This window comes from Sinorhizobium sp. GQ132 (assembly GCF_059758575.1).
The window spans coordinates 330,337-354,839 of record NZ_JCAXDX010000006.1 but is presented as its reverse complement, the minus strand read 5'-3'; the positions used below and the strand labels follow the sequence as shown (position 1 = coordinate 354,839).

28 protein-coding genes are annotated in these 24,503 nt (G+C 63.3%); 16 read left to right on the top strand and 12 right to left on the bottom strand.

Annotated features, from left to right (window positions below; all coding sequences use genetic code 11):
* Positions 1-6: 6 nt before the first annotated feature.
* The 9 genes from AC6CIG_RS18265 (at position 7) to gfa (ending at position 7,265) form a co-directional block, all read left to right on the top strand.
* Positions 7-1,194, top strand: coding sequence for an ABC transporter substrate-binding protein (locus tag AC6CIG_RS18265; protein WP_102762902.1), 1,188 nt, complete (start codon positions 7-9; stop codon positions 1,192-1,194).
* Between the two features lies 1 nt (position 1,195).
* Positions 1,196-2,170, top strand: coding sequence for a YVTN family beta-propeller repeat protein (locus tag AC6CIG_RS18260; RefSeq protein ID WP_018098062.1), 975 nt, complete (start codon positions 1,196-1,198; stop codon positions 2,168-2,170).
* A gap of 39 nt (positions 2,171-2,209) precedes the next feature.
* A complete protein-coding gene (locus tag AC6CIG_RS18255) occupies positions 2,210-2,653 on the top strand; it encodes a cupredoxin domain-containing protein (RefSeq protein ID WP_033047678.1) in 444 nt (147 codons plus the stop codon).
* Positions 2,654-2,716: 63 nt separating this feature from the next.
* The gene (locus AC6CIG_RS18250; RefSeq protein ID WP_498323262.1) at positions 2,717-3,688 is read left to right on the top strand and encodes an ABC transporter substrate-binding protein; all 972 of its coding nucleotides are present in this window, start codon (positions 2,717-2,719) and stop codon (positions 3,686-3,688) included.
* A complete protein-coding gene (locus AC6CIG_RS18245; protein ID WP_498323260.1) occupies positions 3,681-4,442 on the top strand; it encodes an ABC transporter permease in 762 nt (253 codons plus the stop codon). The genes AC6CIG_RS18250 and AC6CIG_RS18245 overlap by 8 nt, the downstream gene beginning before the upstream one ends.
* The gene (locus AC6CIG_RS18240; RefSeq protein ID WP_018098058.1) at positions 4,439-5,062 is read left to right on the top strand and encodes an ABC transporter ATP-binding protein; all 624 of its coding nucleotides are present in this window, start codon (positions 4,439-4,441) and stop codon (positions 5,060-5,062) included. Before AC6CIG_RS18245 ends, AC6CIG_RS18240 begins: the two co-directional genes overlap by 4 nt.
* Positions 5,059-5,787, top strand: coding sequence for an ABC transporter ATP-binding protein (locus tag AC6CIG_RS18235; protein ID WP_102762900.1), 729 nt, complete (start codon positions 5,059-5,061; stop codon positions 5,785-5,787). The genes AC6CIG_RS18240 and AC6CIG_RS18235 overlap by 4 nt, the downstream gene beginning before the upstream one ends.
* Entirely contained in the window at positions 5,784-6,575 is a 792-nt protein-coding gene (locus AC6CIG_RS18230) for an ABC transporter permease (RefSeq protein WP_018098056.1), read from the top strand. The genes AC6CIG_RS18235 and AC6CIG_RS18230 overlap by 4 nt, the downstream gene beginning before the upstream one ends.
* A gap of 120 nt (positions 6,576-6,695) precedes the next feature.
* Complete coding sequence (gfa, locus tag AC6CIG_RS18225; protein ID WP_015008668.1) at positions 6,696-7,265, top strand: S-(hydroxymethyl)glutathione synthase; 570 nt, start codon at positions 6,696-6,698, stop codon at positions 7,263-7,265.
* A 395-nt stretch (positions 7,266-7,660) separates the two neighbouring features.
* Here the strand turns inward: gfa and AC6CIG_RS18220 are convergent, their stop codons facing one another.
* From AC6CIG_RS18220 to AC6CIG_RS18180, 9 genes are read right to left on the bottom strand one after another with little or no spacing between them, the layout of a single operon-like run.
* Positions 7,661-8,227: a thioredoxin family protein gene (locus AC6CIG_RS18220; RefSeq protein WP_411926384.1), complete on the bottom strand. Its 567-nt coding sequence runs from the start codon at positions 8,225-8,227 to the stop codon at positions 7,661-7,663.
* 3 nt (positions 8,228-8,230) lie between these two features.
* Positions 8,231-8,917: a ribulose-phosphate 3-epimerase gene (gene rpe / locus AC6CIG_RS18215; protein WP_498323258.1), complete on the bottom strand. Its 687-nt coding sequence runs from the start codon at positions 8,915-8,917 to the stop codon at positions 8,231-8,233.
* Positions 8,914-9,849, bottom strand: coding sequence for a CbbX protein (cbbX, locus tag AC6CIG_RS18210; RefSeq protein WP_411933092.1), 936 nt, complete (start codon positions 9,847-9,849; stop codon positions 8,914-8,916). Before cbbX ends, rpe begins: the two co-directional genes overlap by 4 nt.
* A gap of 11 nt (positions 9,850-9,860) precedes the next feature.
* Positions 9,861-10,250, bottom strand: a complete 390-nt coding sequence (locus AC6CIG_RS18205; protein WP_018098053.1) for a ribulose bisphosphate carboxylase small subunit — start codon at positions 10,248-10,250, stop codon at positions 9,861-9,863.
* A 57-nt stretch (positions 10,251-10,307) separates the two neighbouring features.
* Positions 10,308-11,768 (bottom strand): form I ribulose bisphosphate carboxylase large subunit, encoded by a 1,461-nt coding sequence (locus AC6CIG_RS18200; RefSeq protein ID WP_010975100.1) that lies wholly within the window; start codon positions 11,766-11,768, stop codon positions 10,308-10,310.
* Positions 11,769-11,799: 31 nt separating this feature from the next.
* Positions 11,800-12,879 (bottom strand): class II fructose-bisphosphate aldolase, encoded by a 1,080-nt coding sequence (gene fba / locus AC6CIG_RS18195; RefSeq protein ID WP_498323257.1) that lies wholly within the window; start codon positions 12,877-12,879, stop codon positions 11,800-11,802.
* 2 nt (positions 12,880-12,881) lie between these two features.
* Positions 12,882-14,963, bottom strand: a complete 2,082-nt coding sequence (tkt, locus tag AC6CIG_RS18190) for a transketolase (protein WP_498323255.1) — start codon at positions 14,961-14,963, stop codon at positions 12,882-12,884.
* A 10-nt stretch (positions 14,964-14,973) separates the two neighbouring features.
* On the bottom strand, positions 14,974-15,843 hold the full coding sequence (locus tag AC6CIG_RS18185) for a phosphoribulokinase (protein ID WP_100672548.1): 870 nt from the start codon (positions 15,841-15,843) through the stop codon (positions 14,974-14,976).
* A 10-nt stretch (positions 15,844-15,853) separates the two neighbouring features.
* On the bottom strand, positions 15,854-16,903 hold the full coding sequence (locus tag AC6CIG_RS18180; RefSeq protein ID WP_498323253.1) for a class 1 fructose-bisphosphatase: 1,050 nt from the start codon (positions 16,901-16,903) through the stop codon (positions 15,854-15,856).
* 101 nt (positions 16,904-17,004) lie between these two features.
* Between AC6CIG_RS18180 and AC6CIG_RS18175 the strand changes: the two genes are divergently transcribed.
* The 6 genes from AC6CIG_RS18175 to pqqE all read left to right on the top strand — a co-directional run bounded on the left by AC6CIG_RS18175 (position 17,005) and on the right by pqqE (position 21,462).
* Positions 17,005-17,946, top strand: coding sequence for a LysR family transcriptional regulator (locus AC6CIG_RS18175; RefSeq protein WP_498323251.1), 942 nt, complete (start codon positions 17,005-17,007; stop codon positions 17,944-17,946).
* A 283-nt stretch (positions 17,947-18,229) separates the two neighbouring features.
* On the top strand, positions 18,230-18,325 hold the full coding sequence (gene pqqA / locus AC6CIG_RS18170) for a pyrroloquinoline quinone precursor peptide PqqA (RefSeq protein WP_003528714.1): 96 nt from the start codon (positions 18,230-18,232) through the stop codon (positions 18,323-18,325).
* A 41-nt stretch (positions 18,326-18,366) separates the two neighbouring features.
* On the top strand, positions 18,367-19,278 hold the full coding sequence (gene pqqB, locus AC6CIG_RS18165; RefSeq protein ID WP_498323249.1) for a pyrroloquinoline quinone biosynthesis protein PqqB: 912 nt from the start codon (positions 18,367-18,369) through the stop codon (positions 19,276-19,278).
* Positions 19,275-20,045: a pyrroloquinoline-quinone synthase PqqC gene (gene pqqC, locus AC6CIG_RS18160; RefSeq protein ID WP_498323247.1), complete on the top strand. Its 771-nt coding sequence runs from the start codon at positions 19,275-19,277 to the stop codon at positions 20,043-20,045. The genes pqqB and pqqC overlap by 4 nt, the downstream gene beginning before the upstream one ends.
* Positions 20,042-20,338, top strand: a complete 297-nt coding sequence (gene pqqD / locus AC6CIG_RS18155) for a pyrroloquinoline quinone biosynthesis peptide chaperone PqqD (protein ID WP_018098044.1) — start codon at positions 20,042-20,044, stop codon at positions 20,336-20,338. Before pqqC ends, pqqD begins: the two co-directional genes overlap by 4 nt.
* Positions 20,335-21,462, top strand: a complete 1,128-nt coding sequence (gene pqqE / locus AC6CIG_RS18150; protein WP_498323245.1) for a pyrroloquinoline quinone biosynthesis protein PqqE — start codon at positions 20,335-20,337, stop codon at positions 21,460-21,462. The genes pqqD and pqqE overlap by 4 nt, the downstream gene beginning before the upstream one ends.
* Positions 21,463-21,529: 67 nt before the next feature.
* Here pqqE and AC6CIG_RS18145 read toward each other — a convergent pair whose 3' ends face one another.
* The 3 genes from AC6CIG_RS18145 to AC6CIG_RS18135 form a co-directional block, all read right to left on the bottom strand.
* Entirely contained in the window at positions 21,530-21,769 is a 240-nt protein-coding gene (locus AC6CIG_RS18145; RefSeq protein ID WP_018098042.1) for a tautomerase family protein, read from the bottom strand.
* 53 nt (positions 21,770-21,822) lie between these two features.
* On the bottom strand, positions 21,823-22,536 hold the full coding sequence (locus AC6CIG_RS18140; protein ID WP_127708528.1) for an SDR family NAD(P)-dependent oxidoreductase: 714 nt from the start codon (positions 22,534-22,536) through the stop codon (positions 21,823-21,825).
* A 142-nt stretch (positions 22,537-22,678) separates the two neighbouring features.
* A complete protein-coding gene (locus tag AC6CIG_RS18135) occupies positions 22,679-23,611 on the bottom strand; it encodes a LysR family transcriptional regulator (RefSeq protein ID WP_437416745.1) in 933 nt (310 codons plus the stop codon).
* A gap of 197 nt (positions 23,612-23,808) precedes the next feature.
* Here AC6CIG_RS18135 and AC6CIG_RS18130 point away from each other — a divergent pair, with 197 nt between their 5' ends.
* On the top strand, positions 23,809-24,483 hold the full coding sequence (locus AC6CIG_RS18130) for a type 1 glutamine amidotransferase domain-containing protein (RefSeq protein WP_498323244.1): 675 nt from the start codon (positions 23,809-23,811) through the stop codon (positions 24,481-24,483).
* Positions 24,484-24,503 lie beyond the last annotated feature (20 nt).

The following is a 24,503-nucleotide window of genomic DNA, read 5'->3' as shown; positions in this document are numbered from 1 at the left end:
CCGGCAATGCCTATCCTATCGCTTTTGCTTGTCGTTTTCTGGGTGACGGTGCTGGTTGCGTCTCCCGTGCAGGCGGCGGAGGTGAAGACGGCTGTGCTGCGGATCGATCGTGTCGTCGGTCCGCCGATCTCGCGGCTCGATGCGCCGCCCGCCGATCTGGGTTTTGCCGGCGCCATGCTGGGCAACGAGGACAACCGGACCACCGGCGCGTTCACCGGCATGGACTACACCGTGAAAACGCAGGCGGTTGCGCCGGAAGAGGCGGAGGCGGCGCTCGATGGGCTGAAGGCGGAAGGCATCGGCCTCATCGCGGTGATCGCAGAAGGCGACGTACTGAAGGCGCTCTCCGACAAATCCGGACCGGACGTGCTGCTTTTCAATGCCGGCGCTCGCGACGACGGGCTGCGCGATGCCGATTGCCGGGCCAATGTTCTGCACGTCTCGCCGAGCCGTTCGATGCTCAGCGACAGCATCGTTCAGTTTCTCATGTGGAAGAAATGGCCGCGTATCCTGCTGATCCACGGCTCGCATCCCGAAGACAAGCTGCTTGCCGACAGCTACCGCAAATCGGCCGCCAAGTTCGGTGCGGAGATCGTCGAGGAGCGGGAGTTCGTCGACACCGGCGGCAGCCGGCGCACGGATACCGGTCATGTCTTGGTGCAAAAGCAGATTCCCGTCTTCACCCAGGAGGCCGAGGAATATGACGTGATCGTCGCGGCCGACGAGGCTGGCGTTTTCGCGCCCTATCTGCCCTATCACAGCTGGGACCCGAGGCCGGTTGCGGGCTCTGCGGGCCTGCGTCCGGTCTCCTGGCATCCCGCCCACGAGGCCTGGGGTGCGACCCAGTTCCAGCGCCGCTTCGAAAAACTCACCGGCCGCTACATGCGCGAGGAAGATTACCAGGCATGGCTTGCAATGCGTGTGATCGGAGAGGCGGTGACGCGGTCCGGCAAGGCCGACCCGGGGAGCGTGCGGGCCTATGCCCTTTCCAATGATTTCGAACTGGCCGCGTTCAAGGGCCAGAAATTGACCTTCCGCACCTGGAACGGGCAGTTGCGGCAGCCGGTCCTTTTGACCGAGGGCCGGGTGACCGTTTCCGTATCGCCGCAGGACGGCTACCTGCACCAGCATTCGCCGCTCGACACGCTGGGCATCGATGCGCCCGAGACAGCCTGTCACGCATTTGGAGGATAAGATGCTCAGACCCGCACTGGCGATTGTGTCCGCCGTTCTGCTGTCTGCCGGTTCGGCCGAGGCCAACAAGGTCTTCGTGAGCAACGAGCGCGGCAACAACATAACCGTGCTCGACAGTGAAAGCTGGGAAGTGATCGCCACGTTTCCGGCCGGAAACAGGCCGCGCGGCATCACCATCAGTCCGGACGGCAAGGAACTCTACGTCTGCGCGTCGGATGACGACACCGTCAGGGTCTTCGATCCCGAGACCTATAGGGAACTGCACACACTGCCGTCGGGTCCGGATCCGGAACTTTTCGCCCTCGATCCTTCCGGCAATCCGCTCTACATCGCCAATGAGGACGACAATCTCGTGACCGTCGTGGATGTCAAGACGCGCCAGGTACTGGCTGAGGTGCCGGTCGGGGTCGAGCCGGAAGGCGTCGCGGTCAGCCCGGATGCCAAGACGATCATCAATACGTCCGAAACCACCAATATGGCGCATTTCATCGACGCCTCGACCTACAAGATCGTGCACAACGTGCTGGTGGATCAGAGGCCGCGTTATGCGGAGTTCACGGCAGACGGCAAGAAGCTCTACGTCAGCGCCGAGATCGGCGGTACCGTTTCGGTGATCGACGTGTCGGCGGCCGAACCGAAAATCACCAAGAAGATCACGTTCGAAGTCCCGGGCGTCCTGCCGGAATGGCTGCAGCCGGTCGGCGTCAAGGCCACCAAGGACGGCTCGCGCATCTTTGTGGCGCTTGGACCGGCAAACCGGGTTGCAGTGATCGACGGAGCGACGGACGAAGTGCTCGATTATCTGCTCGTCGGGCAGCGGGTCTGGCAGATGGCATTCACGCCGGGCGAGGAATTCCTGATCACCACCAATGGCAATTCCAATGATATCAGCATCATCGACGTGAAGGCGGAAAAGGTGATCCGCTCGGTTCAGGTGGGCGAGCAGCCCTGGGGCGTCGTGGTCGCGCCGGATTGAAGCGGAGCAATGGGCAAATACCAATGGGGAGGATTCATCGTGCATAAATCGGTTCTTGCGGCGCTCGCCGCGCTCTTTCTGGCGAGTCCGGCCGTTGCCGCGCCGCTTTGCAGCGACCTCGGCTTTGCCGGGCTGCTGGCCAAATGCAATCGGGGAGAGCCGATCGAGATCACGCTTGCGTCCGGAAAGCCGCTCGGCAAGGGTGCCATTACGCTCCAGTCAGGCGCATACTACGAAATGCAAATCACGGCGGACGGATCGGCGGAGCTGGCGATCACCGGTGCGCCGTTCTTCCGTGCGATCTGGATGAACGAGATCGTCGTCAACGGCATCGAGGTGCGCCCCATGGCGATCGACAGCCTGGAATTCGACGAGGCCGGAACTGCAACGCTGTCTTTCATCGCCGTCAAGCCGGGCAGCTACGAAGTGAAGATTCCGGAATCCTCCGGCGACAGCCAGAAAGTGTCGATTTCCATACAGTGAAACGGTGCCCGAGAAAGTCCGCGGGACAGGGTGCCCGAAGGCGGCGGTTCCGGGGAGGAAGAGATGAAAGCTATTCGACTGTTCATGGCCGCTTGCCTGTTCGCGTTCGGACCGGCTGCGGCCTCGGCCGACGAGTTGCCGCAATTGCGGGCGGCCATGCTGGCATCGGGAACCGTCAACTGGGAAATATCGACCATCAAGACCCACGAATTCGACCGCAAGAACGGCTTCGAACTGGCCGTTCAGGACTATGCGGACAACGGCGCGACGCGGGTCGCCTTCGAGGGCGGCGAGGCCGACACGATGGTGGCCGACTGGATCTGGGTGGCCAACCAGCGTGCCTCGGGCAAGGATTATGTTTTCATCCCCTATTCGCGCGCAGTCGGCGGCCTGATGGTCAAGGATGAAAGCGGCATCAAGGCGCTGCCGGACCTTGCCGGCGAGAAGATCGGCATTGCCGGAGGTCCGCTCGACAAGAGCTGGCTGATCCTGCGCGCCTATGCCAAGCAGCAGCATGGCATGGATCTCGCAGCCGAAACCGAGCAGGTGTTCGGCGCTCCGCCGTTGATCTTCAAGTCGGCGCTTGCAGGCGAGACGGCGGGTACCATCAATTTCTGGCATTTCCTCGCGAAGATGAGGGCCAAGGGCATGCATGAACTGGTCTCCGTCTCGGATGCGGCGGCGGCGCTCAAGCTCGATCCCGATACGCCGCTCCTCGGCTACGTGTTGAAGGGCGAATATGCCGCGACCCATCCGGAAATCGTGAAAGGGCTTTACAAGGCCTCGCGCGCGGCCAAGGATCTGCTGCGCGAGAACGACGAGGTGTGGGAGGAATTGCGGGACAAGATGAATGCGGCCGACGACGCTGAATTCATTGCGCTACGCGACGGCTATCGCGCCGGCATCCCAAGCGGCAAGCCGATCGACGAGGCGGCCGCCGACCGTTTTCTGCGGCTGATGGCGGAACTTGGTGGAGAAGAGCTCGTCGGCAAGGCGACAAGCCTGCCTAGTGGATTGTTCCTGCACCTTGAATAGAACGCTGCAACATCCTGCCTTGGTGCGCGCATTGTCGCTGGGGCTGCTGTTGCTCTTGTGGATAGCGGCCGCCGGCTTCACGGACGACGCGTCGGTCCTGCCCCAGCCCTGGACGCTCTGGGCACCCTTCGTGCAAGCGGTCAGCTCCGGCGCCTTGCCCTATCACCTGGGCATGACGCTCTGGCGCGTGATCTGCGCATTCGTGCCGGCCATGGTGATCGGCGTGGCGATCGGCTTTCTGATGGGGCGCGTTGCCGCGGTCGATCGATGGCTCGACCCATGGCTCGTCGTGTTTCTCAATCTGCCGGCGCTGGTGCTCATCGTGTTGTGCTACATCTGGATCGGTCTCAACGAGGCGGCCGCCATCACCGCGGTGGTGCTCAACAAGATCCCCAATGTCGCAACGCTTCTGCGCGAGGGCGCGCGGGCGCTTGACCCGGATCTCGACTCCATGGCGGCGGTTTACCGCATGCGTCCGCTGGCGCGGCTGCGACATGTGATCATGCCGCAGCTTGCGCCTTTCATTGCCGCTGCCGCCCGATCCGGCATTGCGGTGATATGGAAGATCGTGCTGGTGGTCGAGTTTCTCGGCCGCTCCAGCGGGATAGGGTTCCAGATCCACTTCTATTTCCAGCTTTTCAACGTTGCCATGGTGCTGGTCTATGCGCTTTCCTTCATCGGCGTGATGCTGCTGGTGGAGGCTTTCTTCCTGCAGCCGGCCGAACGCCGGGTGCGGCGCTGGAGGACGGCGTGATCAGGATCGATGTCAGACGAAAGGCATTCGGCGAAGAGGAGATCCTGCGCGACATCCGCTTCGAGATGGAGATCGGCGAGACGGTCGCCATCCTCGGTCCGTCGGGCATCGGCAAATCGACGCTGCTTCGGCTCGTCGCCGGCATCGACACCGCTTTCGACGGCGAGATCACCCGGCCGGAAAACATTGCCATGGTTTTTCAGGAGCCTGTTCTTCTGCCGTGGAGAAGCGTCATCGAGAATCTGACATTGGTGCATCCGCAACTCGGGATGCAAGCTGCACTCTCAGCGCTGGAGCGGACCGGCATCGCCGACAGAGCCGCGCTCTTTCCCGGCCAGCTGTCGCTCGGCCAGCAGCGGCGGCTGGCGCTGGCGCGGGCCTTTGCCGGTCGGCCGGAGCTTCTCGTCCTGGACGAGCCCTATGTGTCGCTCGATCCTGCGATGGCCGAGGACATGCTGGCCCTGACCGAGGCGCTGATCGCGGAAACCGCACCTGCCGTCATTCTCGTGACCCATTCGGAAGCCGAGGCGCGGCGGCTTGCCCGGCGCTGCCTCCGCCTTGCCGGAAAACCGGCGACGATTATAGAAGAGTTTGCGGCCGCGCCGGGAAGGGCATCATGAACGGGCTCGACATCAGCCATGTCAGCTACAGCTACGGAAAGTCACGGGCGCTGGACGATGTCAGCTTCTCCGTCACGACCGGTCGGTTCTGCGCGCTGCTCGGGCCGAACGGCGCCGGCAAATCGACGCTGTTCGCCCTTCTGACGCGGCTGCTCGCGACAAGGGCCGGCACGATCGGCGTGGCCGGCTTCGACATTGCGCGCGAGCCGCGTGCGGCGCTCGCGCGCATCGGGGTGGTGTTTCAGCAGCCTACGCTCGATCTCGACATGTCGGTGCGCCGAAACCTGCGCTATTTCGCCGGGCTTCATGGCTTGTCGGGGCGGCAGGCCGCTGTGGCGATCGAAGCGGCGCTGACACGGCTCGGCATGGCCGAGCGGGCCGACGAGCAGGTGCGTGCGCTCAACGGCGGTCACCGGCGGCGCATGGAGATCGCGCGGGCCTTGATCCACAAGCCGCAGATATTGCTGCTCGACGAGCCGACGGTCGGACTGGACGCTGCCTCCCGGCAGGCGATCACCGACCATGTGCATCTGCTTGCCGCGAGCGGCCTTGCGGTCCTCTGGGCGACCCATCTGGTCGACGAGATCCGGCCGGAGGATCAGATCGTCGTTCTGCATCGCGGCAAGGTGCTGAGCGACGGCACCGCCGCGGAACTTGCGGGCGGGCAGGGGCTCGCCAAGGCGTTCCTGTCGATGACGGCCGAGAACCGGGAGGTTCCGGCATGAAGGCATGGCTGGTCGCGCTTTGCGCAATCGTCACCCGCGAAAACCTGCGCTTCGTCCGCCAGCGCGGGCGGTTTCTGGCGGCACTCGTCCGCCCGCTCGTCTGGCTGATCGTCTTTGCCGCCGGCTTCCGCGCGGCGCTCGGCGTGTCGATCATCCCGCCCTACCAGACCTATATCACCTATGAGGTCTATATCCTTCCGGGGCTTTGCGGCATGATCCAGCTTTTCAACGGCATGCAGTCGTCGCTGGCGCTGGTCTATGACCAGGAGATGGGATCCATGCGCCTCCTGCTGACCTCGCCCCTGCCGCGCTGGTGGCTGCTGTTCTCGAAGCTTCTCGCCGGTGTGATCGTCTCCATCCTGCAGGTGGCGGTGTTCCTGGCCATCGCTGCGCTGACCGGCATCACCGTGCCGCCCGTCGGCTATGTCGCGGTGCTGCCCGCCCTCCTCATCAGCGGATTGATGCTCGGCGCCTTCGGTCTGCTGATATCCTCGACCGTCCGGCAACTCGAGAACTTTGCCGGCGTCATGAACTTCGTGATCTTTCCGATGTTCTTCCTTTCGTCGGCACTTTATCCGCTCTGGAAGATGGCCGAAAGTTCGCCGCTGCTGCGCGACATCTGCGCCCTCAATCCGTTCACCTACGCGGTCGAACTGATACGCTTCGCGCTTTACGGCGAACTCAACCTGACGGCTCTCGCCTGGGTCGGCGCGTGCTTCGTCCTGTTCATGCTCGCCGCCCTTTGGGGCTATAATCCGGCCCGCGCCATGCTCCGGTCGAAAGGCTGAGCCCTGCCCTTGTTCGGGTGTTCGGCGCCGAAAACCGACACTTTCCGCTATATTGCCGCGAGCCGCATTTCAACTGATCCTGCTTGTGAACGAAGGACGTTCAAAGCCGAGGAGGAACCAATGCTCAAGCTACATCCGTCCATCGACAACGGCTTTCCGCCTGCCAGTCCGGGCTTTGCCGGCGGTACGCTGAAATGCAAATGCGCCACAAATCCGGTGACCGTGCGGATCGGCTCGCAGACGGCGCACAACCATGCTTGCGGCTGCACCAAATGCTGGAAGCCCGAGGGTGCGATCTTCGCCCAGATCGCCGTCGTCGGCCGCGACAACGTGAACGTCACCTCGGGTGCGGAGAAACTGCAGGTCGTCGATCCGAGCGCGACGATCCAGCGTTACGCCTGCCGCGATTGCGGCACGCACATGTATGGCCGGATCGAAAACACCAAGCATCCCTTCTACGGCCTCGATTTCGTCCATACCGAACTCAGCGACGAAACGGGCTGGTCGCCGCCCGAATTCGCGGCCTTCGTTTCTTCGATCATCGAAAGCGGTGTGAACCCGGAGAGCATGCCGGAGATACGCGCAAGGCTGACCGAACTCGGCCTGCAGCCCTATGATTGTCTGTCTCCGCCGCTGATGGACGCGATCGCCACGCATATCGCCAAACAGACCGGCGCCCTGCCGGCCTGACCTGTTGAACATTGGGGACTCCGCTCCACCAGCCGACCGTCTCCTCCCTCGGACCCCGCCCGTCGCCTCTTATTGCAGAGGCATTTCGACGGGCGGGGGCTGAGGCGTTTCCGCGTTCGCATTTGAGGAGCCGCACATCCTCGGCCTTCATTCCTGTGCTTGTCACAGGAATCCAGCCAGCCAAGTCATTGGACTGGAAAGACTCTTCCGCGCGCCGCAGACGCGGCGCTGCTGGATCTCCGTGACAAGCACAGAAGATGAGGTGAAAGGAGGGACCGATGCAGTTCCTCGCCAGAGTTCGTGCGGTCAGAGAAGACGAAGCGGCAGGCCTTTGGTCGGCTGTCTCTGCATCGGGACATGTCAGAAGGCGCGTGGCGCGATGGTGGGTGGTTCCATCAAACCTGAAAAGCCGAAATCTTCCACTTGATGGTACAGCCTATGGAAGGCTGCTGCTCGGCGGGGCCCTTGCCGAACAGCGCGACCATGACCATGGCCTCGTAGAGATCGCGTCGCAGATCGGCGGGGCCGATCTCCTTGCGCGATGCGTCCAGCCGCCCGCGATATTGCAGCTTCATGTCCTTGTTGAAGCCGAAGAAGTCGGGCGTGCAGACGGCGCGGTAGGCTTTGGCGACGGATTGGTCCTCGTCGTGGAGGTAGGGAAAGGGCAGGGCGTTTTGCGAAGCGAAGCGCTTCATGTTTTCGAACGAGTCCTGCGGATAATTGCCGGCGTCGTTGGAGTTAACAGCCACGAAGCCGATTCCGTGAGCCCTGAGGTCGATGGCGTCCCGGACGATCCGGCCGATGACCGCTTTCACATAGGGGCAGTGATTGCATATGAAGGCAACGACCAGCCCTTTCGGGCCGGCCTGGCCGAATATGGTGCGGGTGAAGCCATCGACGCTGGGAAGCGTGGCGTCGATCGCTGGCCAGCCGAAATCACAAAGGGGTGGTGTAGCGGCCATGGCTCACGCTGCCTTCCTGATTGCGCCCTCGGAGGCGGAGCGGATGGCCGCGATGTTCCTGGCGTAGTGCTCCTCGCTGCCGCCTTTGAATACCGCCGAGCCGGCAACCAGCACATCGGCGCCTGCGGCGGCAACCAGCGGTGCGGTCTCCGGCGTCACGCCGCCGTCGATCTCTATGTGGATCGGACGGCCGCCGATCATCGCCTTCACCCGTCGCACCTTGTCGACCACGGCCGGAATGAAGTCCTGGCCGCCGAAGCCCGGATTGACCGTCATCAGGAGGACGAGGTCCAGCCGGTCCAGCACATATTCGATGACGCTCTCCGGCGTCGAGGGATTGAGCGATACGCCCGCCTTGCAGCCGACGTCGCGGATGGCCTGCAGCGAGCGATCGAGATGCGTCGTCGCCTCCGCATGCACGGTGATGATGTCGCAGCCGGCACAGGCGAAAGCGCCGAGATAGGGCGTGGGCGGTGCGATCATCAGATGGCAGTCGAACACCTTGTCCGTGCGGTCCCGCAGCGCCTTGATGACCGGGGGGCCGAAGGTGATGTTGGGCACGAAATGGCCGTCCATCACGTCGAGATGGATCCAGTCCGCACCGGCCCGGCACACGGCCTCGACCTCTTCGCCGAGCCGTGAGAAATCGGCCGACAGAACCGAAGGCGCTATGATGGTCTTCTCATTCATGGCGATGTCTCCGTATGACTGGATTCGACCGTGGCGAACACGCGGCTCGCGGCGATATCACGAGCCGTGATGGTCGACAGTTGTTCGGCATCGACCGGTCCGGCGCTTTCCTCGAAAAGGCGGTTCGCCTGCCGCAGCCGGGCCCGGTCGAGCGCGTTTCGGATGGAGCGCGCATTGGCGAAATGCGGCTGTCGCCGGCGGCGCGCGATGTAGTCGCTCATCACCGCAGACGCCTTGCTGTCGAAGCGGTACCCCTGCCGGCTGAGCATGCTCTCGGCGATCGATAGAAGCTCCCCGTTATCATAGTCGGGGAAGTCTATGTGATGGGCGATCCGGGATCGGAAGCCGGGATTGCTCTCGAAAAACCGGTCCATGCGGTCGGCGTAGCCGGCGAGGATCACGACCAGGTCGTCGCGATTGTTCTCCATCACCTGCAGCAGGATCTCGATTGCCTCCTGGCCGTAATCGCGTTCGTTGTCGGGACGGTAGAGGTAATAGGCCTCGTCGATGAAAAGCACGCCCCCCATTGCCTTCTTCAGGATCTCCTTGGTCTTGGGTGCGGTGTGGCCGATATATTGCCCGACCAGGTCGTCGCGCGTCACCGAGACCAGATGGCCCTTGCGGATATAGCCGAGCCTGTGCAGCAGGTTGGCCATGCGCAGCGCCACCGTGGTCTTGCCGGTGCCGGGATTGCCGGTGAAGCTCATATGCAGCGACGGCGGCTCATGGCTGAGGCCCATTGCACGGCGGGCGCGCTCGACGAGAAGCAGCGCCGCCGTCTCGCGGATACGCTGCTTCACGGGTTTCAAGCCCACGAGTTCCCGGTCCAGTTCGTCAAGGATCTCGGCGACGCCGGAGGCTTGGTATTCCTCAGCGAGGTCGACCGAAGTCGGCAGGCTTTCGGTGTTCGATGGAGCATCCGGCATCAGCATTGTCGCTCCTCCTATCGCTGCGTTTCCCACATATAATGCTGGCTGCGGCCGTTGCTCTCCGTCCGGGTCATTCTGAGGCTCGGCTCGTTTTCGGGGCGGTTGACGATGAACGACATCGTCACCGTCTCCAGGCCGCGGCTGGAATCGAAAGCGTTGAGGCGGATATAGTCCTGCGGGTGGGCCTTGCGGCAATCCTCGAGCTCCATCATCACGCCTTTGGCGTCCTTGAGGTCGAACATCGGATTGCCCCACATCTCCCAATAGGTGTTTCTGGGGTGCGGGTCGTCGGTATATTCGACGCCGATAGCCCAAGCCTTTCCAAGGCAATATTCCACCTGCGCCGTGATCTGCTCATCGGTCAGGTCCGGCAGGAACGAGAAGCATCCCTGGGTGATACGCATGTCGTCTCTCCTTCTCTTCTTGTCCGTCAGTTCGGGTCTGTCAGGCCCTCGTGTCTGTCAGGCCGCGGTTACGCTCGGCACGAAATCCGACGTATCGGTCGGGGTGTAGTTGAAGCTGATATTGCCCCAGATATCGAGGGCCGCTTCCAGCGGCTTGCACCACTTCGCCGCCGCCCGCAGGATCTCGGGACCTTCGTGGGCGATGTCGCGCCCCTCGTTGCGGGCGAGCACCATGGCTTCCAGGGCGACGCGGTTGGCGGTGGCCCCCGCCTGGATGCCCATCGGATGACCGATCGTGCCGCCGCCGAATTGCAGTACGACATCGTCGCCGAAAAGATCGAGCAGCTGGTGCATCTGGCCGGCATGGATGCCGCCCGAGGCGACCGGCATGACCTTCTTGAGGTCCGCCCAGTCCTGCTCGAAGAACAGACCGCGCGGAAGGTCGACCTCGTTCTTCATTTCGCGGCAGACATTGTAGTAGCCCTGCACCGTCGGCGGGTCGCCCTCGAGCTTGCCGACGGCCGTGCCCGCATGCAGGTGGTCGACACCGGCGAGCCGCAGCCATTTGGCGATCACGCGGAAGGAGATGCCGTGGTTCTTCTGCCGCGTATAGGTGCCGTGACCGGCCCGGTGCATGTGCAGGATCATGTCGTTCTGCCGGCACCATTCCGATATGGACTGGATCGCAGTCCAGCCGACGATGAGATCGACCATGACGATGACCGAGCCGAGCTCCTTGGCGAATTCGGCTCGGCGGTACATTTCCTCCATCGTGCCGGCAGTGATGTTGAGATAGTGCCCCTTTACCTCGCCGGTGACGGCGGAAGCGTGGTTGACGGCCTCCATGCAGTAGAGATACCGGTCGCGCCAATGCATGAAGGGCTGCGAATTGATGTTCTCGTCGTCCTTCATGAAGTCGAGGCCGCCCTTCAGCCCCTCATAGACGACGCGGCCATAGTTCTTGCCCGACAGGCCGAGCTTCGGTTTGGTCGTGGCACCCAGCAGCGGCTTGCCGAACTTGTCGAGCCGTTCGCGCTCCACGACGATGCCGGTCGGCGGGCCCCTGAAGGTCTTCACATAGGCGACAGGCAGCCGCATGTCCTCGAGCCTTGCCGCCTTCAGCGGCTTGAACGAGAAGACGTTGCCGATGATCGATGCGGTCAGGTTCGCGATAGACCCCTCCTCGAAGAGGATGAGGTCGTAGGCGACATAGCAGAAATACTGCCCCGGCGTTCCCGGTACCGGATCGACCCGGTAGGCCTTGGCGCGGTATTGATCGCAGGCCGTCAGGCGATCGGTCCAGACGACCGTCCATGTGGCCGTCGAGCTTTCGCCGGCGACGGCGGCGGCCGCTTCGATCGGATCGACGCCGTCCTGCGGCGTGATGCGGAAGAGCGCGATCAGATCGGTGTCCTTCGGCTCGTAGTCTCCGTTCCAATAGCCCATCTGGGCGTATTTCAGCACGCCGGCCTTGTAACGTTCGCGGCCCTTGATCTCTGTCTTTGCGTCGGCATTCATGGTTGGGGTCCTTTCCTCTGAATGGATGCGATCAGGCGGCTTCCGACCGCGCAGGCTGGGGTTTCAGGGAGCCGCTTGCGTAGCGGCGGGCCATCTCCGACATCGGCACGACCTTGATGCGGGATGCGTTTCCGGCGGTGCCGAAGGCCTCGAAACGGGCCTTGCAGACCGACGACATGGCTTCCATGGCGGCTTTAAGGAATTTGCGGGGATCGAATTCGGTGCGGCTCGTGTCGGCGACGCGGCGAAAGGCAGCGGCTGCGGCAAGGCGCAGGTCGGTGTCGATATTGACCTTGCGCACGCCGAAGCGGATGCCACGGACGATCTCCTCGACGGGGACGCCGTAGGTCTCGCGCATCTGGCCGCCATGGGCGTTGAAAACGTCCTGCCATTCCTGCGGTACGGAGGAGGAGCCGTGCATGACGATATGGGTGTTCGGCAGCCGCTCATGGATCTTCTCGATCACGTCCATAGCGAGGACTTCGCCGGTCGGCTTGCGGGTAAACTTATAGGCCCCGTGCGAGGTGCCGATGGCGACGGCCAGCGCATCGACGCCGGTCTCGGCGACGAAGCGGGCGGCTTCGCCCGGATCGGTAAGCAGTTGCGAACGGTCGAGCGCGCCTTCGAAGCCGTGGCCGTCCTCGGCCTCGCCATGGCCGGTCTCGAGCGAACCGAGACAGCCGAGTTCGCCTTCGACCGAGGCGCCGACCATGTGCGCGAGGCGGCTCACCTCTGCCGTGATCGAGACGTTATAGTCGTAATCGGCAGGGGTCTTGGCATCCTCCTTCAGCGAGCCGTCCATCATCACCGAGGTGAAGCCGTGCTGGATCGCCGTGAGGCACGTCGCGACATTGTTGCCGTGATCCTGGTGGATGCAGAGCGGAATGTCCGGATACATCTCTTCCAAAGCTTCCATCATCTTGGCGAGCATGACGTCGTTCGCGTAGGAGCGGGCACCACGGGAGACCTGGAGGATCACGGGAGCGTCGCAGGCGCGCGCCGCCTCCATGATCGCAAGCCCCTGCTCCATGTTGTTGATGTTGAATGCCGGCACGCCATAGCTGCGTTCGGCAGCGTGATCGAGCAACTGGCGAAGCGTGATGCGGGCCATTGTCATGCCTCCTCGGATGATCTGACGATGTGGGCGATCGGATTGCCGGTCCGGGCATCTGCTGGCGGCGTTTCCGGGTAAGCCCGGCGGAGAAGCTCCAGGGCTTCTGCGACGACATGGTCGGCGGTGATGCCGAAATGGCGGTAGAGGTCTCCGGCCGGTGCCGAGGCACCAAAGCCCGTCATGCCGACGAAGGCACTGTCGGGGCCCATCCAACGGTCCCAGCCGAGGCGGCCCGCCGCCTCGATGGCGATGCGCGGTGCATCTCCGAGGACCTGCCTGTGATAGGCCGCGTCCTGAGCCTCGAACTTCTCCCAGCACGGCATGGAGACCACTGCCGCTGCTATGCCTTCTTCGGCCTGCAGGCGCTCCGCCGCGGCTACGGCGATCTCGACTTCGGATCCCGTGGCAAGAAGCGTGATGTCCCGGTCGCCGCGCGCTTCCCTCAGGACATAGGCCCCGAGCGCCGACAGGTTCTCGTTTCCGTTTGTCCGGCGCAGCATCGGCAGGGCCTGCCGCGAAAGGGCGAGGACGCTCGGCGTGTTCTTCTCGCCAAGCGCGATCTCCCAGCATTCTGCCGTCTCGATGATGTCGGCCGGCCGGAAGACATTGAGGTTGGGCGTGGCGCGCAGCATGGCCAGATGCTCGACCGGCTGGTGCGTCGGTCCGTCTTCGCCGAGCCCGATGGAAACATGCGTCAGCACATAGATGACGGGCAGACCCATCAGGGCCGAAAGGCGCATCGCACCGCGAGCATAGTCGGAAAAGACCAGGAAAGTGCCCCCATAGGGGATGAAGCCGCCATGGAGAGCGATGCCGTTCATGGCGGCCGCCATGCCGTGCTCGCGGATGCCGTAATGTAGGTAGCGGCCCTTGAAATTGCCCGGCGAGATGGGCTGGGTCTGCGAGGTCAGCGTCAGGTTGGAGCCGGTCAGATCGGCCGAGCCGCCGATCGTCAAAGCGGTGGCGCCGTTGATGACTTCCAGAGCCATCTGCGAGGCCTGACGCGTCGCGACCTTCGTAGCCCTTGTACGATGCGCGTCCCGGAATCTTGCAAGCAGATCGCCGACCTCGCCGTCGAGCAGCCGCCCTATGGTCTGCTCGTAGCGCTTTTTCGAGCGCGAAGAGTCGAGGCGGATTTCCCAGGCCTCGCGAGCCGAGCGGCCCCGCGCCGCCACCTTTTCCCAGGCACCCTTGATCTCAGATGGAACGAAGAAGGGCGGATGCGGCCAACCGAGGCTTTCGCGTGTGGCAGCGATCTCCTTTTCGCCGAGTGCCGCGCCGTGGGTCTTGTGCGAGCCCTCCATGCTGGCGGCACCCTTGCCGATGCGGGTGCGGCAGGCGATCAGCGACGGCTTTCGGGTCCGGCGCGCCCGTTCGATCGCTTTTGCCACCGCGCCGGGGTCGTGGCCGTCGACGGCTTGCGCATCCCAGCCGGCGGCGCGGAAACGCGCAAGCTGGTTCATCGAGGTGGAGAGATCGGTGGAGCCGTCGATCGAAATCCGGTTGTCGTCCCACAGCACGATGAGCTTGCGCAATTTCAAATGTCCGGCAAGGTCGATGGCCTCGTGGCTGATCCCCTCCTGCAGACAGCCGTCTCCGGCTACCACGTAGGTGAAGTGGTTGCAGAGCGCACTGCCGAAGCGGGCGGCCATCATCTGTTCGGCGATCGCCATGCCGACCGCGGTCGAGATCCCCTGGCCCAGCGGGCCGGTGGTGGTCTCGATACCGAGGGCATGGCCGTATTCGGGGTGGCCGGCCGTTTTCGAGCCGAGCTGGCGGAAGGATGAAAGCTCGGCCATCGGCATATCGGCGAAGCCGATGAGGTGATGGAGCGAATAGAGCAGCATCGAGCCATGGCCGGCCGAAAGCACGAATCGGTCGCGGTCCGGCCAGTCGGGGCGTGACGGATCGATCCTGATGAAGCGGTTGAAGAGAACCGTCACCGCGTCGGCCATGCCCATCGGCATGCCGGGGTGACCGGAGTTGGCCTTCTCGACGGCGTCCATGGAAAGAAACCGGATGGCATCGGCCATGCTGCGCTCCGAGGCGGCGCGGGGTCCGATCTGCTGCGAAACATTCATGATGTCCTCCTCACGACATGCGGTGCTTGCGCTCGAGCAGCTTGTGGATGAGCGGGGTGAAGATCAGCTGCATGGCGAGATCGAGCTTGTCGCCCGGCACCACGATGGAATTGGCGCGCGACATGTAGCTGTTGTGCAGCATCGACAGCAGGTAGGGGAAATCGATGCTTTGCGGCTTGGCGAAGCGGATGACCAGGATGGATTCGGCCGGCGTCGGTATCCAGCGGGCGATGAAGGGATTGGACGTGTCGACGATCGGCACGCGCTGGAAATTGATGTCCGTCAGGGAGAACTGCGGGCAGATATAGTTCACATAGTCGGGCATGCGCCGCAGGATGGTGTCGGTCACGGCCTCGGTGGAGTAGCCGCGGGTCGCCTTGTCGCGATGAATCTTCTGGATCCATTCGAGATTGATGACGGGCACGACGCCGATCTTCAGGTCGCAATGCTGGGCGAGATTGACCGTGTCGGTGACGGCGCAGCCATGCAGCCCCTCGTAGAAGAGAAGATCGCTGTCGCGGAATTCTTCCCAGTCGGTGAACGTGCCTGGGTCCGAGCCGAATTTCGCGGCCTCGGCCTCGTCGTGCACATAGTGACGGGTGCGCCCGACCCCGCGCCGGCCATATTCGGCAAAGACGCTTTCGAGGATCTCCAGTTCGTTCGCCTCGGCGGAGAAATGCGTGAAGTCGACGCCTCGGGCTTTTTCCTCCGCGATCTTGCTGCGCATGGTTTCCCGGTCGAAGCGATGAAAGGCATCGCCTTCGATGAAGGACGCCGAGATGTTCTCGCGCTTGAATATCTTCTCGAAAGTGTCCTTGACGGTCGTGGTGCCGGCGCCGGACGAACCTGTGATGGAGATGATGGGGTATTTGGCCGACATATTTTTCTCCTCAGGCCCGGAACAGACCGCGCTTGCCGAAGAGCGGAGCGCGTTCGCCAATCATGTTCGGGTCGACGTGATAGCGGGTGATGCGCGCCACCTCGCGGCGCGAGCCGAAAACCAGAGGCACGCGCTGGTGCAGATTTTCCGGAACGAGATCGAGAATGCGGTCGATGGACGTGGTGGCCGCGCCGCCGGCATTCTCGATGATGAAGGCGATGGGGTTCGCCTCGTAGACCAGCCGCAGCCGGCCCTGGCTATATCCCTTCCGGCCGTCGGCGGGATAGAGAAAGATCCCGCCGCGGATGAGGATGCGATAGGTTTCCGCGACGAGCGAGGCGATCCAGCGCATGTTGAAATCCCGCTCGCGGGGCCCCTCGGAGCCTGCCAGGCAGTCGTCGACATAGAGCCGGATGGCTTCTTCCCAGTGCCGGTAGTTCGACATGTTGATGGCAAATTCGTGCGCGCGCTCCGGGATGCTGGCCGACTTGCAGGCCTCGACGAAACATCCGAGCCTGCTGGAGAAGACGAAGATCTCCGTCCCCTTGCCGAGCGACAGCACCAGAGCGGTCTGCGGCCCGTAGATGAAGAAGCCCGCCGCCAGTTGCCGGTTTCCAGGTTGCAGGAAGGACTGGGAGGGGTCCACGTCCGGCCCCTTGGCGGCGGGAAGCACCGAGAAGATCGTGCCGATGGAAACGTTGTTATCGATGTTCGAAGAGCCGTCGAGCGGGTCGATGGCAACCGCGAGGCGCGCAGCCGGGTCGAGCAGAACGGGATTTTCCAGTTCTTCCGAGGCGTAGCATGCGACGGGGGCGCCTTGCAGTGACGACAGGAATTGGTCGTCGCACAGGATGTCGAGGTCCTTCTGCAGATCGCCATCCGTGTTGCTGTTGCCGTGGGTGCCGTTGAAAGCGGTGCCGAGCGCGCCCTGGCCGACGAGCTTGCGGATGTCGAGAGCGGCCTTAGCCAGCCTCTGGATCACGGCGGCCACGTCCCGCGTAAGGTCGTCGCCGCGGGCCGTGCATGAAGCGAGGTAAGCTTCGAGAGTTGCGCCTGACATGATGTCTCCTCCGCACGCTATCGAGGGAAGGATGGCGTAAAAGGGGAGTTTGTAAAATTTATTCATTTGACTTCATAAGTTAAATTTACTTACGATGATCCATGCGCAACGTGACCTTTCGCCAGCTCCGCACCGTCGAGGCCGTTTGCCGGTTGGGGAAGATCAACCTCGCCGCCGAAGCCTTGGGACTGACCGGACCGGCGCTCACCCTGCAGATCCAGCATCTGGAACGGGATGCCGGCATTGCGCTCTTCGACCGCACGCGCGGCGGCATGGTGCCGACGGCCTACGGCCTTGCCTTTCTCGAAGCGGCGCGGGCGATCGAGGACAGCCTCATTGCCCTCGAGGATTCGATAGATGCCATCAAGGGGCTCAGAACCGGGCGGTTGCGCCTCGGAGTCGTGTCGACCGGGAAATATTTCGCGCCGCAGCTGATTGCCGCCTTTCGCGATCGGGTTCCCGCCGTGGAGATAAATCTCTTCATCGGCAACCGGGCCGAGATCATCGCCAAGTTGCGGGATCATGAGATCGACATCGCTCTGATGGGGCGGCCGCCGCGCGATTTCGAGGTGCGGGCGCAGGTGTTCGGCGATCATCCACTGGTCTTCATCGCCCCCGCCGGTCACCCGCTCGCGGGCGCGCTGGAGATTTCACGGGAGCGGATCGCCCAGGAACAGTTCCTGGTGCGCGAAAAAGGATCGGGAACGCGTATCTCCCTCGAGATCTTCCTGAGCGACACGCCGCACGAGCTCGAGGAACTCGGCACCGAGATCGCCTCGAACGAGACGATCAAGCAGGCCGTCATCGCCGGTCTCGGAATCGCCTTCATCTCGGCCCATACGATAGAGCAGGAGGTAAAGCTCGGCAGGCTCGTGATCCTCGACGTGGTCGACACGCCGATCCGCCGGCAGTGGTTTACCGTGTCGCGCCTGGACCGTGCCGCCACCCCGGCCATGCAGGCTTTCGAGCGATTCGTGCTGGCGTCCGGAGCGCGCTATCTGCCTGTGGTCAGCAAGCCTTATCCAGCCAACGCATTCGGCTAGAGGTGAGCTTCATGGGGGCGGAAGGCGGCGGCGACCAACACCTAGGTCGTAATTGTGGGGCACCACATCGCTTGCTACCATGCGCCCCAAGAGGAGACTTTACGATGCCTAAAGCCCGGCTACGGCGCCGCCGGGCTCTGCCGGAGCAGCGGACTGCGGTTCCGGCCCTCGACCCGGGCAGCGACTGCTATAGGTCCTGCCTGGTTTCATGCCCGCCCCGACCGCAAGGGCGCCTGCCGGAACGGGAGCGAGCACAACGACCCCACGGGCGAATGGAGGAAGTATGGCCTGGCATAAACCGAAATTCATCGAAGTCAGCTGCGCTATGGAAATCACCCGCTATGCACCTGCGGACGGGGATGAACCGATCCTCTTCTGAAGGCCAGCTTGACGAGGATCGGTAAGGCATCAGGTATCCCGGTGAACAAAACGTCCGATCTTCGCATCATCGTCTTGGGGGCCGCCGCCGGCGGCGGTCTCCCGCAATGGAATTGCGGCTGTCGCAACTGCGCGATGGCGCGCGATCCGGCCTCCGGCCTCAGACCGCAAACGCAGTCGTCGCTCGCGGTGAGTCTCGACGGTGAGAGCTGGGCCGTCTTCAACGCCTCCCCCGACATCCGCCAGCAGGTTCAAAACAATCGGCCGCTTCAGCCGCGCCGCCTTCGTCACAGCCCCGTCGAGAGCGTGGTGCTGACGAATGGCGACATCGACCATCTGGCAGGGCTTCTCGTCTTGCGGGAGAAGCAGGCATTCACCCTGTTTTCGACCGGCGCGGTCGGCCGGATCGTCGCCGACAATCCGGTCTTCCAGGTCCTCGACCCGGAGCTGGTTTCAAGAGAAACCATCGAAATCGATGAGGCGTTCTCTCCGCTGCCGGGCCTCGTTGCACGGCTCTTCGCCGTTCCGGGCAAGGTGCCGCTCTTTCTGGAGGACGGCGAGCCCGATCTGGGTATCGAGGGCGAGCACACGGTCGGTGTCGAACTGAAGGCCGGCGACAGGCGGGTCTATTATGTTCCGGGCTGCGCCGTGATGACGGATAGCCTCGCCGCGCGCCTGCGCGATGCCGATGCCGTCTTCTTCGACGGCACGCTCTTCTCCGATGACGAGATGATCCTGACAGGGACCGGCCGCAAGACAGGCCGTCGCATGGGCCACATGCCGATCGACGGGGAGGGCGGCAGTCTCGAGGCGCTCGATCTCTTGAACATCCGCAGAAAGATCTATGTCCATATCAACAACACCAACCCGATCTGGCGGGCCGGCACCGAGCGCGAGCGCGTCGAGGCCCGCGGTTTCGAGATCGGCTATGACGGCATGGAGGTCCGGCTGTGACGACGGCAACTGACAGACAAGCTTTCCATGCCCGCCTGCTGGAGATCGGCAAGGAGCGCTATCATGACAAGCATCCGTTTCATGCGATGCTCCATGGCGGCGGTTGCACGACGACGCAGGTCCGCGCCTGGGTGATCAACCGCTTCTATTACCAGAGCCGCATCCCCATGAAGGATGCGGCCTTTCTGTCGCGTTGCGACGATCCTGATATGCGCCGGGCCTGGCGCTCCCGCATCGAAGATCACGACGGCGGCGTCGAAGAGGGCGGCGGCATCCGGCGCTGGCTGCGTCTGGCCGAGGCCGTCGGACTCGATCCAGCCTATGTCGGCTCGGCAAGGGGCGTTCTGCCGTCGACCCGGTTTGCCGTGGACGCCTATGTCTCCTTCGTGCGTGAGAAGCCGCTCCTCGAGGCGGTGGCCTCCTCGCTGACGGAGCTTTTTGCGCCGAAGATCCACTCGGAGCGCATTACCGGGCTGCTGGAGCACTACGCCTTCGCCGATGACGCGGCGCTCGCCTACTTCCGCCAGAGGCTGGCGGAGGCGCCCCGGGATGTCGAGTTCGGCCTCGCTTATGTCCTCGACCATGCCGACACGCGGGAAAAGCAGGACGCTGCCGCTCAGGCTCTCACCTTCAAGACGGATGTTCTTTGGGCCCAGCTCGATGCGCTTTATTCGGCCTATGTCACGCCGAGGCGCATTCCGCCGGGTGCCTGGGACGGCCGGGAGGGGGTGATCCGCGAGCCGAGAGCACGGGAGGCGGCGGAATGACGGCCGACGCGCCCGAGATTTCTGGGTCGAGCGTCGTCAAGCTGGCACGAGGGGTCCGGCTGCATGAGGATCCGGTCCGAGGCCAGACGGTGCTTCTGGCTCCGGAGCGTGCCATGGCCGTGGACGACATCGCCGTGGCCATCGTTCAGGCGCTCGATGGCGAACGGAACCTTGACCGGATCGCCGCCGATTTTGCCGAGAAGTTCGACGCCCCGGTCGAAGAGATCGCGGAGGATGTCAGGACTTTCGTCCAGGAGCTCTCGGTCCGCCGCATGCTGGAGATCGTCCAATGAGCGACACCATCGCCCGACCAGCCGATATTGTGCGCGCCATCCCGCGTGTCCCCCCACCGATGGCCATGCTGGCGGAACTGACGCATCGCTGTCCGCTCGCCTGCCCCTATTGCTCCAACCCGATCGCCCTGACGCAAGCCAAGGAAGAACTGTCGACCGAGGAATGGACAGGCGTCTTCGCGCAAGCCGCCGATCTCGGCGTCCTGCATCTGCACCTGTCCGGCGGGGAGCCTGCCGCGCGCCGGGACCTCGTCGAATTGACGCAGGCGGCGAGTACGCTGGGCCTTTACACCAACCTGATCACCTCGGGCGTGGGACTGACGGAAGCGAGGATGAACAGTCTCGCCGAGGTGGGGCTCGACCATATCCAGCTTTCCATCCAGGGCGTTTCTCCCGAAAGCGCCGATCGGATCGGCGGGTACAAAGGCGGCTATGAACGGAAAATGGCGGTCGCAGGCTGGGCGACCGATGCGGCTATACCGCTGACACTGAACGCCGTCTGCCACAGGCAGAACATGGGCGAGATCGATGAGATGATCGAGCTGGCGATCCGGCTGAAGGCACGACGCATCGAAGTCGCCACCGTGCAGTTCCACGGCTGGGCCGAGCGCAACAAAGAGGTTCTCATGCCGACCCGCGAGCAGGTCGAGCGCGCTACGCGAACCGTCGCCGAAGCACGCGAGAAATATCAAGGCCTATTGGTGATCGACTATGTGCCCGCCGATTATTACTCGAAGTATCCGAAGGCCTGCATGGGCGGCTGGGGCCGCGTCGGCTTGAACGTCACGCCGTCTGGGCGGGTGCTTCCATGCCATGCCGCGGAAACCATTCCGAGCCTCTCCTTCGAGAACGTGCGCGAAAAATCACTTTCCAGCATCTGGTACGAGAGCAATGCGTTCAATGCCTATCGCGGCGAGGACTGGATGCCGGAGCTCTGTCGGAGCTGCGAGCGCAAGAAGGTGGATTTCGGTGGCTGCCGCTGCCAGGCGATGGCGCTTGCCGGCGACGCGAGCGCAACGGACCCGGTTTGCATCCGGTCTCCGCTTCGCGATCGCCTGACGCTTGAAGTGGAACAGCTTTCGGCGCCGTCGGTCGTCGCCATGAATTATCGCGGCCGGGCATGACCGTTAACGGTGTCGGCACGCTTCTAAAGTGAAGCGTGCCGCGAGCGGCGGGGCAGATGAGCCGGTTTCAGAATTGTGCCGCCTCGGCGCGCTGCCGGCGGTATTGCACCGTCGGGAGGCCACCCCAGCCCCAGTTGTCGAGATCGACTTCCTCGATAACCACATAGGTGGATTCAAGCGGTTTGTTCAGGACATCGAGCAGCACTTCGCTGACGCCCCTGATGATCGCGGCCTTCTCCTCGGCGGTGACCGAGTTGCGGCCGGGTGCGCTTCCCTCGCGGGTAACCTGTACGGTGACGATAGGCATTGCAGTCTCCTTTGCGGATCTGGTTCGTGTGTCGTCGCAGGGCGATATGCCGTTTACCAGCGTCCCGCGTTCTGACCGCCGTCGACATGAAGGATCTCGCCGGTGATGAATCCCGCATTTTCGAGATAGAGGACGGCATCCACGACGTCGCGAATTTCGCCCATCCGGCCGACCGGGTGCAGGCCGGCGAGCGTCGAATGCGTCTCAGCCGGATGCATCGAGGTCTTGATTACCCCTGGGGAGACCGCGTTGACGCGGACGCCGCTCCTGGAAAACTCCATCGCCAGCGACCGGGTCACCGCGTTCAGGCCACCTTTGGTGAGCGACGCGAGTGCGGAGGGCATGCCGACCATCGGCTGATCGACCAGGCTGGTGGTGATGCTGACAATATGGCCCGAACCCTGCTTCAGCATTTCCGCTGCGGCACGCTGGGTGATGTGGAAGAAGCCGGCGACATTCACCCCGAGATTGTGGTCGTAATCCTCCTGGGTCATTTCGACGAACGGCTTGGCGAGGAAAACGCCGGCATTGTTCACCAGAGAGTCGATGCGGCCGAAGCGCTCGATCCCCTCGCGCACGATCCGGTCGGCGGTCTCCGGCTCGCTGATGTCGCCGCCGACGGTATGGATATCCGGATCGGCGCTCGGCTTGATGGACCGGGAGGTCGCGACGACGCGGTAGTTCCGGTCACGATAGGCGCGAACCAGTCCGGCGCCGATGCCTTGCGAGGCGCCGGTGATGACGACGACTTTCTGTTCGTTACGCATTGATGTGATCCTTTCTCGATCGCAGCGGCCGCTTCCTGCGTCCGCCCTCCGCCCTCGGCGTTGGTGCGATTGAAATTAGATCGGTGCGATCTTTGGGAGAATTGCCGGTACTTGACAGACACTCGACCGGATTCCGGCATAATCATGTAAGCGTGCCCGCCTCCGCTGCCATGCGCGCAAATTCGGAGCGCAGACGCGGCGCCGCAAAGTCGACAAAGGCGCGGACCTTGGGGACCGACATTCGGCCCTGCGGTGCGAGCAAATGCGCCGGCAGGGGCGGATGCTCGGCATCGGAGAGCACGATCTCCAGGCGCCCGTCCTTCACATATTCCGCGACGTGATAGGAATAAAGCCGCGTCAGGCCTCGTCCGGCAGCCGCCGAAGCGGCGGCAGCGCGCACGCTGTTGACGATGCATCTGGGCTTAAACTGGACCGTCCTGGGGAGGGATGAGCCTTTCGCCGGTGTGAAGCTCCAGGATTCCAGACCGAAATTGGTGAAGGCCAGTATCTGGTGCTTGGCGAGATCGGCCGGTTCTTCGATGCGGGGGTGATTGGCGAGGTACCGAGGCGAGGCGACCACGACGCGCCGCACATCGCCGCCGAGCCGGGTTGAGATGAGAGACGAGTCTGCCAGTTGGCCGATGCGCAGCGCTATGTCGACGCCTTCGTCCACCAGGTTGACGAAGCGATCGAGGAGAAGAAGCCGGACAGAAACGGTCGGGTAGAGATCGAGAAAATCATCCAGGATGGGGCGAAGTATTTCCTCCCCGAGGATTGGTGGCGACGAAATCGTCAACATCCCACGGGGTGCGGAGCGCTCGCCTCCTGCGAGCATGTCGGCTTCCTCGAGGTCGGTTAGCACCCGTCGGCAGGCGGCCGCATAGCGTTGGCCTGCTTCACTCAGTTTGAGGGTGCGGGTGGTTCGATGCAGAAGCTCAACGCCGACATGCGCTTCCAGGAAGCTCAAGGCGCGACTCACCGCTGTGGGCGAGCGCTTCAGCCGGCGGGCCGCCCCGGCGAGGCTGCCTTCGTCGATCGCGGCGACGAAAACTTTCATTGCATCGATGCGGTCCATTATTCTGCCGTTCCTCGGTACAGTGACTGCCACAAAGCGAGTATTCACCCGAAGACGGCAATACGCAAATGATGGTGGCAGGGCTGTACTGGCCGGCGGTCCGCGAGAGCCTCGCCAACATACGGTCACGGCTCGAGAATAGGCTGCGTATCCGCGCGATCCTGCGCTTGGAAGCGCTTCAACGAAGGAGAATGACCATGAAGATCCTGATGGTTCTGACTTCGCATGACCGGCTCGGCAATACAGGCAAGCCGACCGGCTTCTGGCTTGAGGAGTTTGCTGCGCCCTATTACGTGTTCAAGGACGCCGGGGCGGAGGTCACGATCGCGTCGCCCAAGGGCGGCCAGCCGCCGATCGACCCCAAGAGCGATGAGCCAGCCAGCCGGACTGCAGCGATGGAGCGCTTCAAGGACGACCCCGCAGCCAGGGAAGCATTGGCAAATACTCTGAAGCTCGGTGAAGTCAACCAGGAGGACTACGACGCGGTGTTCTATCCGGGCGGACACGGTCCGATGTGGGACCTCGTCAACGACAGGAATTCCATGGCCCTTATCGAAGGCTTCTACGACGCGGGCAAGCCGGTCGCCGCCGTCTGCCACGGCCCGGCCGTCCTGACGCAGGTCACGCATCGCGGCGAGCCCATCGTCAAGGGAAGGCGCGTCACGGGCTTCACCAATTCCGAAGAGGAGGCCGTTCAACTGACCGATGTCGTGCCCTTCCTGGTCGAAGACGAATTGAAGCGCCTCGGCGGGCGCTACGAGAAGGCTGAGGATTGGGCCGACTTCACGGTTGTGGACGGCAGGCTGGTCACCGGCCAGAACCCGTCGTCGTCCACATCCGCCGCCAGAGAACTGCTGAAGCTTCTACAGTAGTCATCCTTGCCGGCTGGCAT

Bases quoted from the DNA above. Each gene is read 5' to 3' on its own strand.
- fba (WP_498323257.1), bottom strand. From the start codon at position 12,879: ATGGCCCGCATCACGCTTCGCCAGTTGCTCGATCACGCTGCCGAACGC.
- pqqD (WP_018098044.1), top strand. From the start codon at position 20,042: ATGACGGCCGACGCGCCCGAGATTTCTGGGTCGAGCGTCGTCAAGCTG.
- pqqE (WP_498323245.1), top strand. From the start codon at position 20,335: ATGAGCGACACCATCGCCCGACCAGCCGATATTGTGCGCGCCATCCCG.
- AC6CIG_RS18205 (WP_018098053.1), bottom strand. From the start codon at position 10,250: ATGCGTATCACCCAGGGATGCTTCTCGTTCCTGCCGGACCTGACCGAT.
- AC6CIG_RS18235 (WP_102762900.1), top strand. From the start codon at position 5,059: ATGAACGGGCTCGACATCAGCCATGTCAGCTACAGCTACGGAAAGTCA.
- gfa (WP_015008668.1), top strand. From the start codon at position 6,696: ATGCTCAAGCTACATCCGTCCATCGACAACGGCTTTCCGCCTGCCAGT.
- AC6CIG_RS18130 (WP_498323244.1), top strand. From the start codon at position 23,809: ATGAAGATCCTGATGGTTCTGACTTCGCATGACCGGCTCGGCAATACA.
- AC6CIG_RS18180 (WP_498323253.1), bottom strand. From the start codon at position 16,903: ATGTCAGGCGCAACTCTCGAAGCTTACCTCGCTTCATGCACGGCCCGC.
- tkt (WP_498323255.1), bottom strand. From the start codon at position 14,963: ATGAATGTTTCGCAGCAGATCGGACCCCGCGCCGCCTCGGAGCGCAGC.
- AC6CIG_RS18250 (WP_498323262.1), top strand. From the start codon at position 2,717: ATGAAAGCTATTCGACTGTTCATGGCCGCTTGCCTGTTCGCGTTCGGA.
- AC6CIG_RS18140 (WP_127708528.1), bottom strand. From the start codon at position 22,536: ATGCGTAACGAACAGAAAGTCGTCGTCATCACCGGCGCCTCGCAAGGC.
- pqqA (WP_003528714.1), top strand. From the start codon at position 18,230: ATGGCCTGGCATAAACCGAAATTCATCGAAGTCAGCTGCGCTATGGAA.
- AC6CIG_RS18135 (WP_437416745.1), bottom strand. From the start codon at position 23,611: ATGGACCGCATCGATGCAATGAAAGTTTTCGTCGCCGCGATCGACGAA.
- AC6CIG_RS18230 (WP_018098056.1), top strand. From the start codon at position 5,784: ATGAAGGCATGGCTGGTCGCGCTTTGCGCAATCGTCACCCGCGAAAAC.
- AC6CIG_RS18175 (WP_498323251.1), top strand. From the start codon at position 17,005: ATGCGCAACGTGACCTTTCGCCAGCTCCGCACCGTCGAGGCCGTTTGC.
- AC6CIG_RS18200 (WP_010975100.1), bottom strand. From the start codon at position 11,768: ATGAATGCCGACGCAAAGACAGAGATCAAGGGCCGCGAACGTTACAAG.
- AC6CIG_RS18220 (WP_411926384.1), bottom strand. From the start codon at position 8,227: ATGGCCGCTACACCACCCCTTTGTGATTTCGGCTGGCCAGCGATCGAC.
- cbbX (WP_411933092.1), bottom strand. From the start codon at position 9,849: ATGCTGATGCCGGATGCTCCATCGAACACCGAAAGCCTGCCGACTTCG.
- AC6CIG_RS18145 (WP_018098042.1), bottom strand. From the start codon at position 21,769: ATGCCTATCGTCACCGTACAGGTTACCCGCGAGGGAAGCGCACCCGGC.
- AC6CIG_RS18260 (WP_018098062.1), top strand. From the start codon at position 1,196: ATGCTCAGACCCGCACTGGCGATTGTGTCCGCCGTTCTGCTGTCTGCC.
- AC6CIG_RS18185 (WP_100672548.1), bottom strand. From the start codon at position 15,843: ATGTCGGCCAAATACCCCATCATCTCCATCACAGGTTCGTCCGGCGCC.
- rpe (WP_498323258.1), bottom strand. From the start codon at position 8,917: ATGAATGAGAAGACCATCATAGCGCCTTCGGTTCTGTCGGCCGATTTC.
- AC6CIG_RS18265 (WP_102762902.1), top strand. From the start codon at position 7: ATGCCTATCCTATCGCTTTTGCTTGTCGTTTTCTGGGTGACGGTGCTG.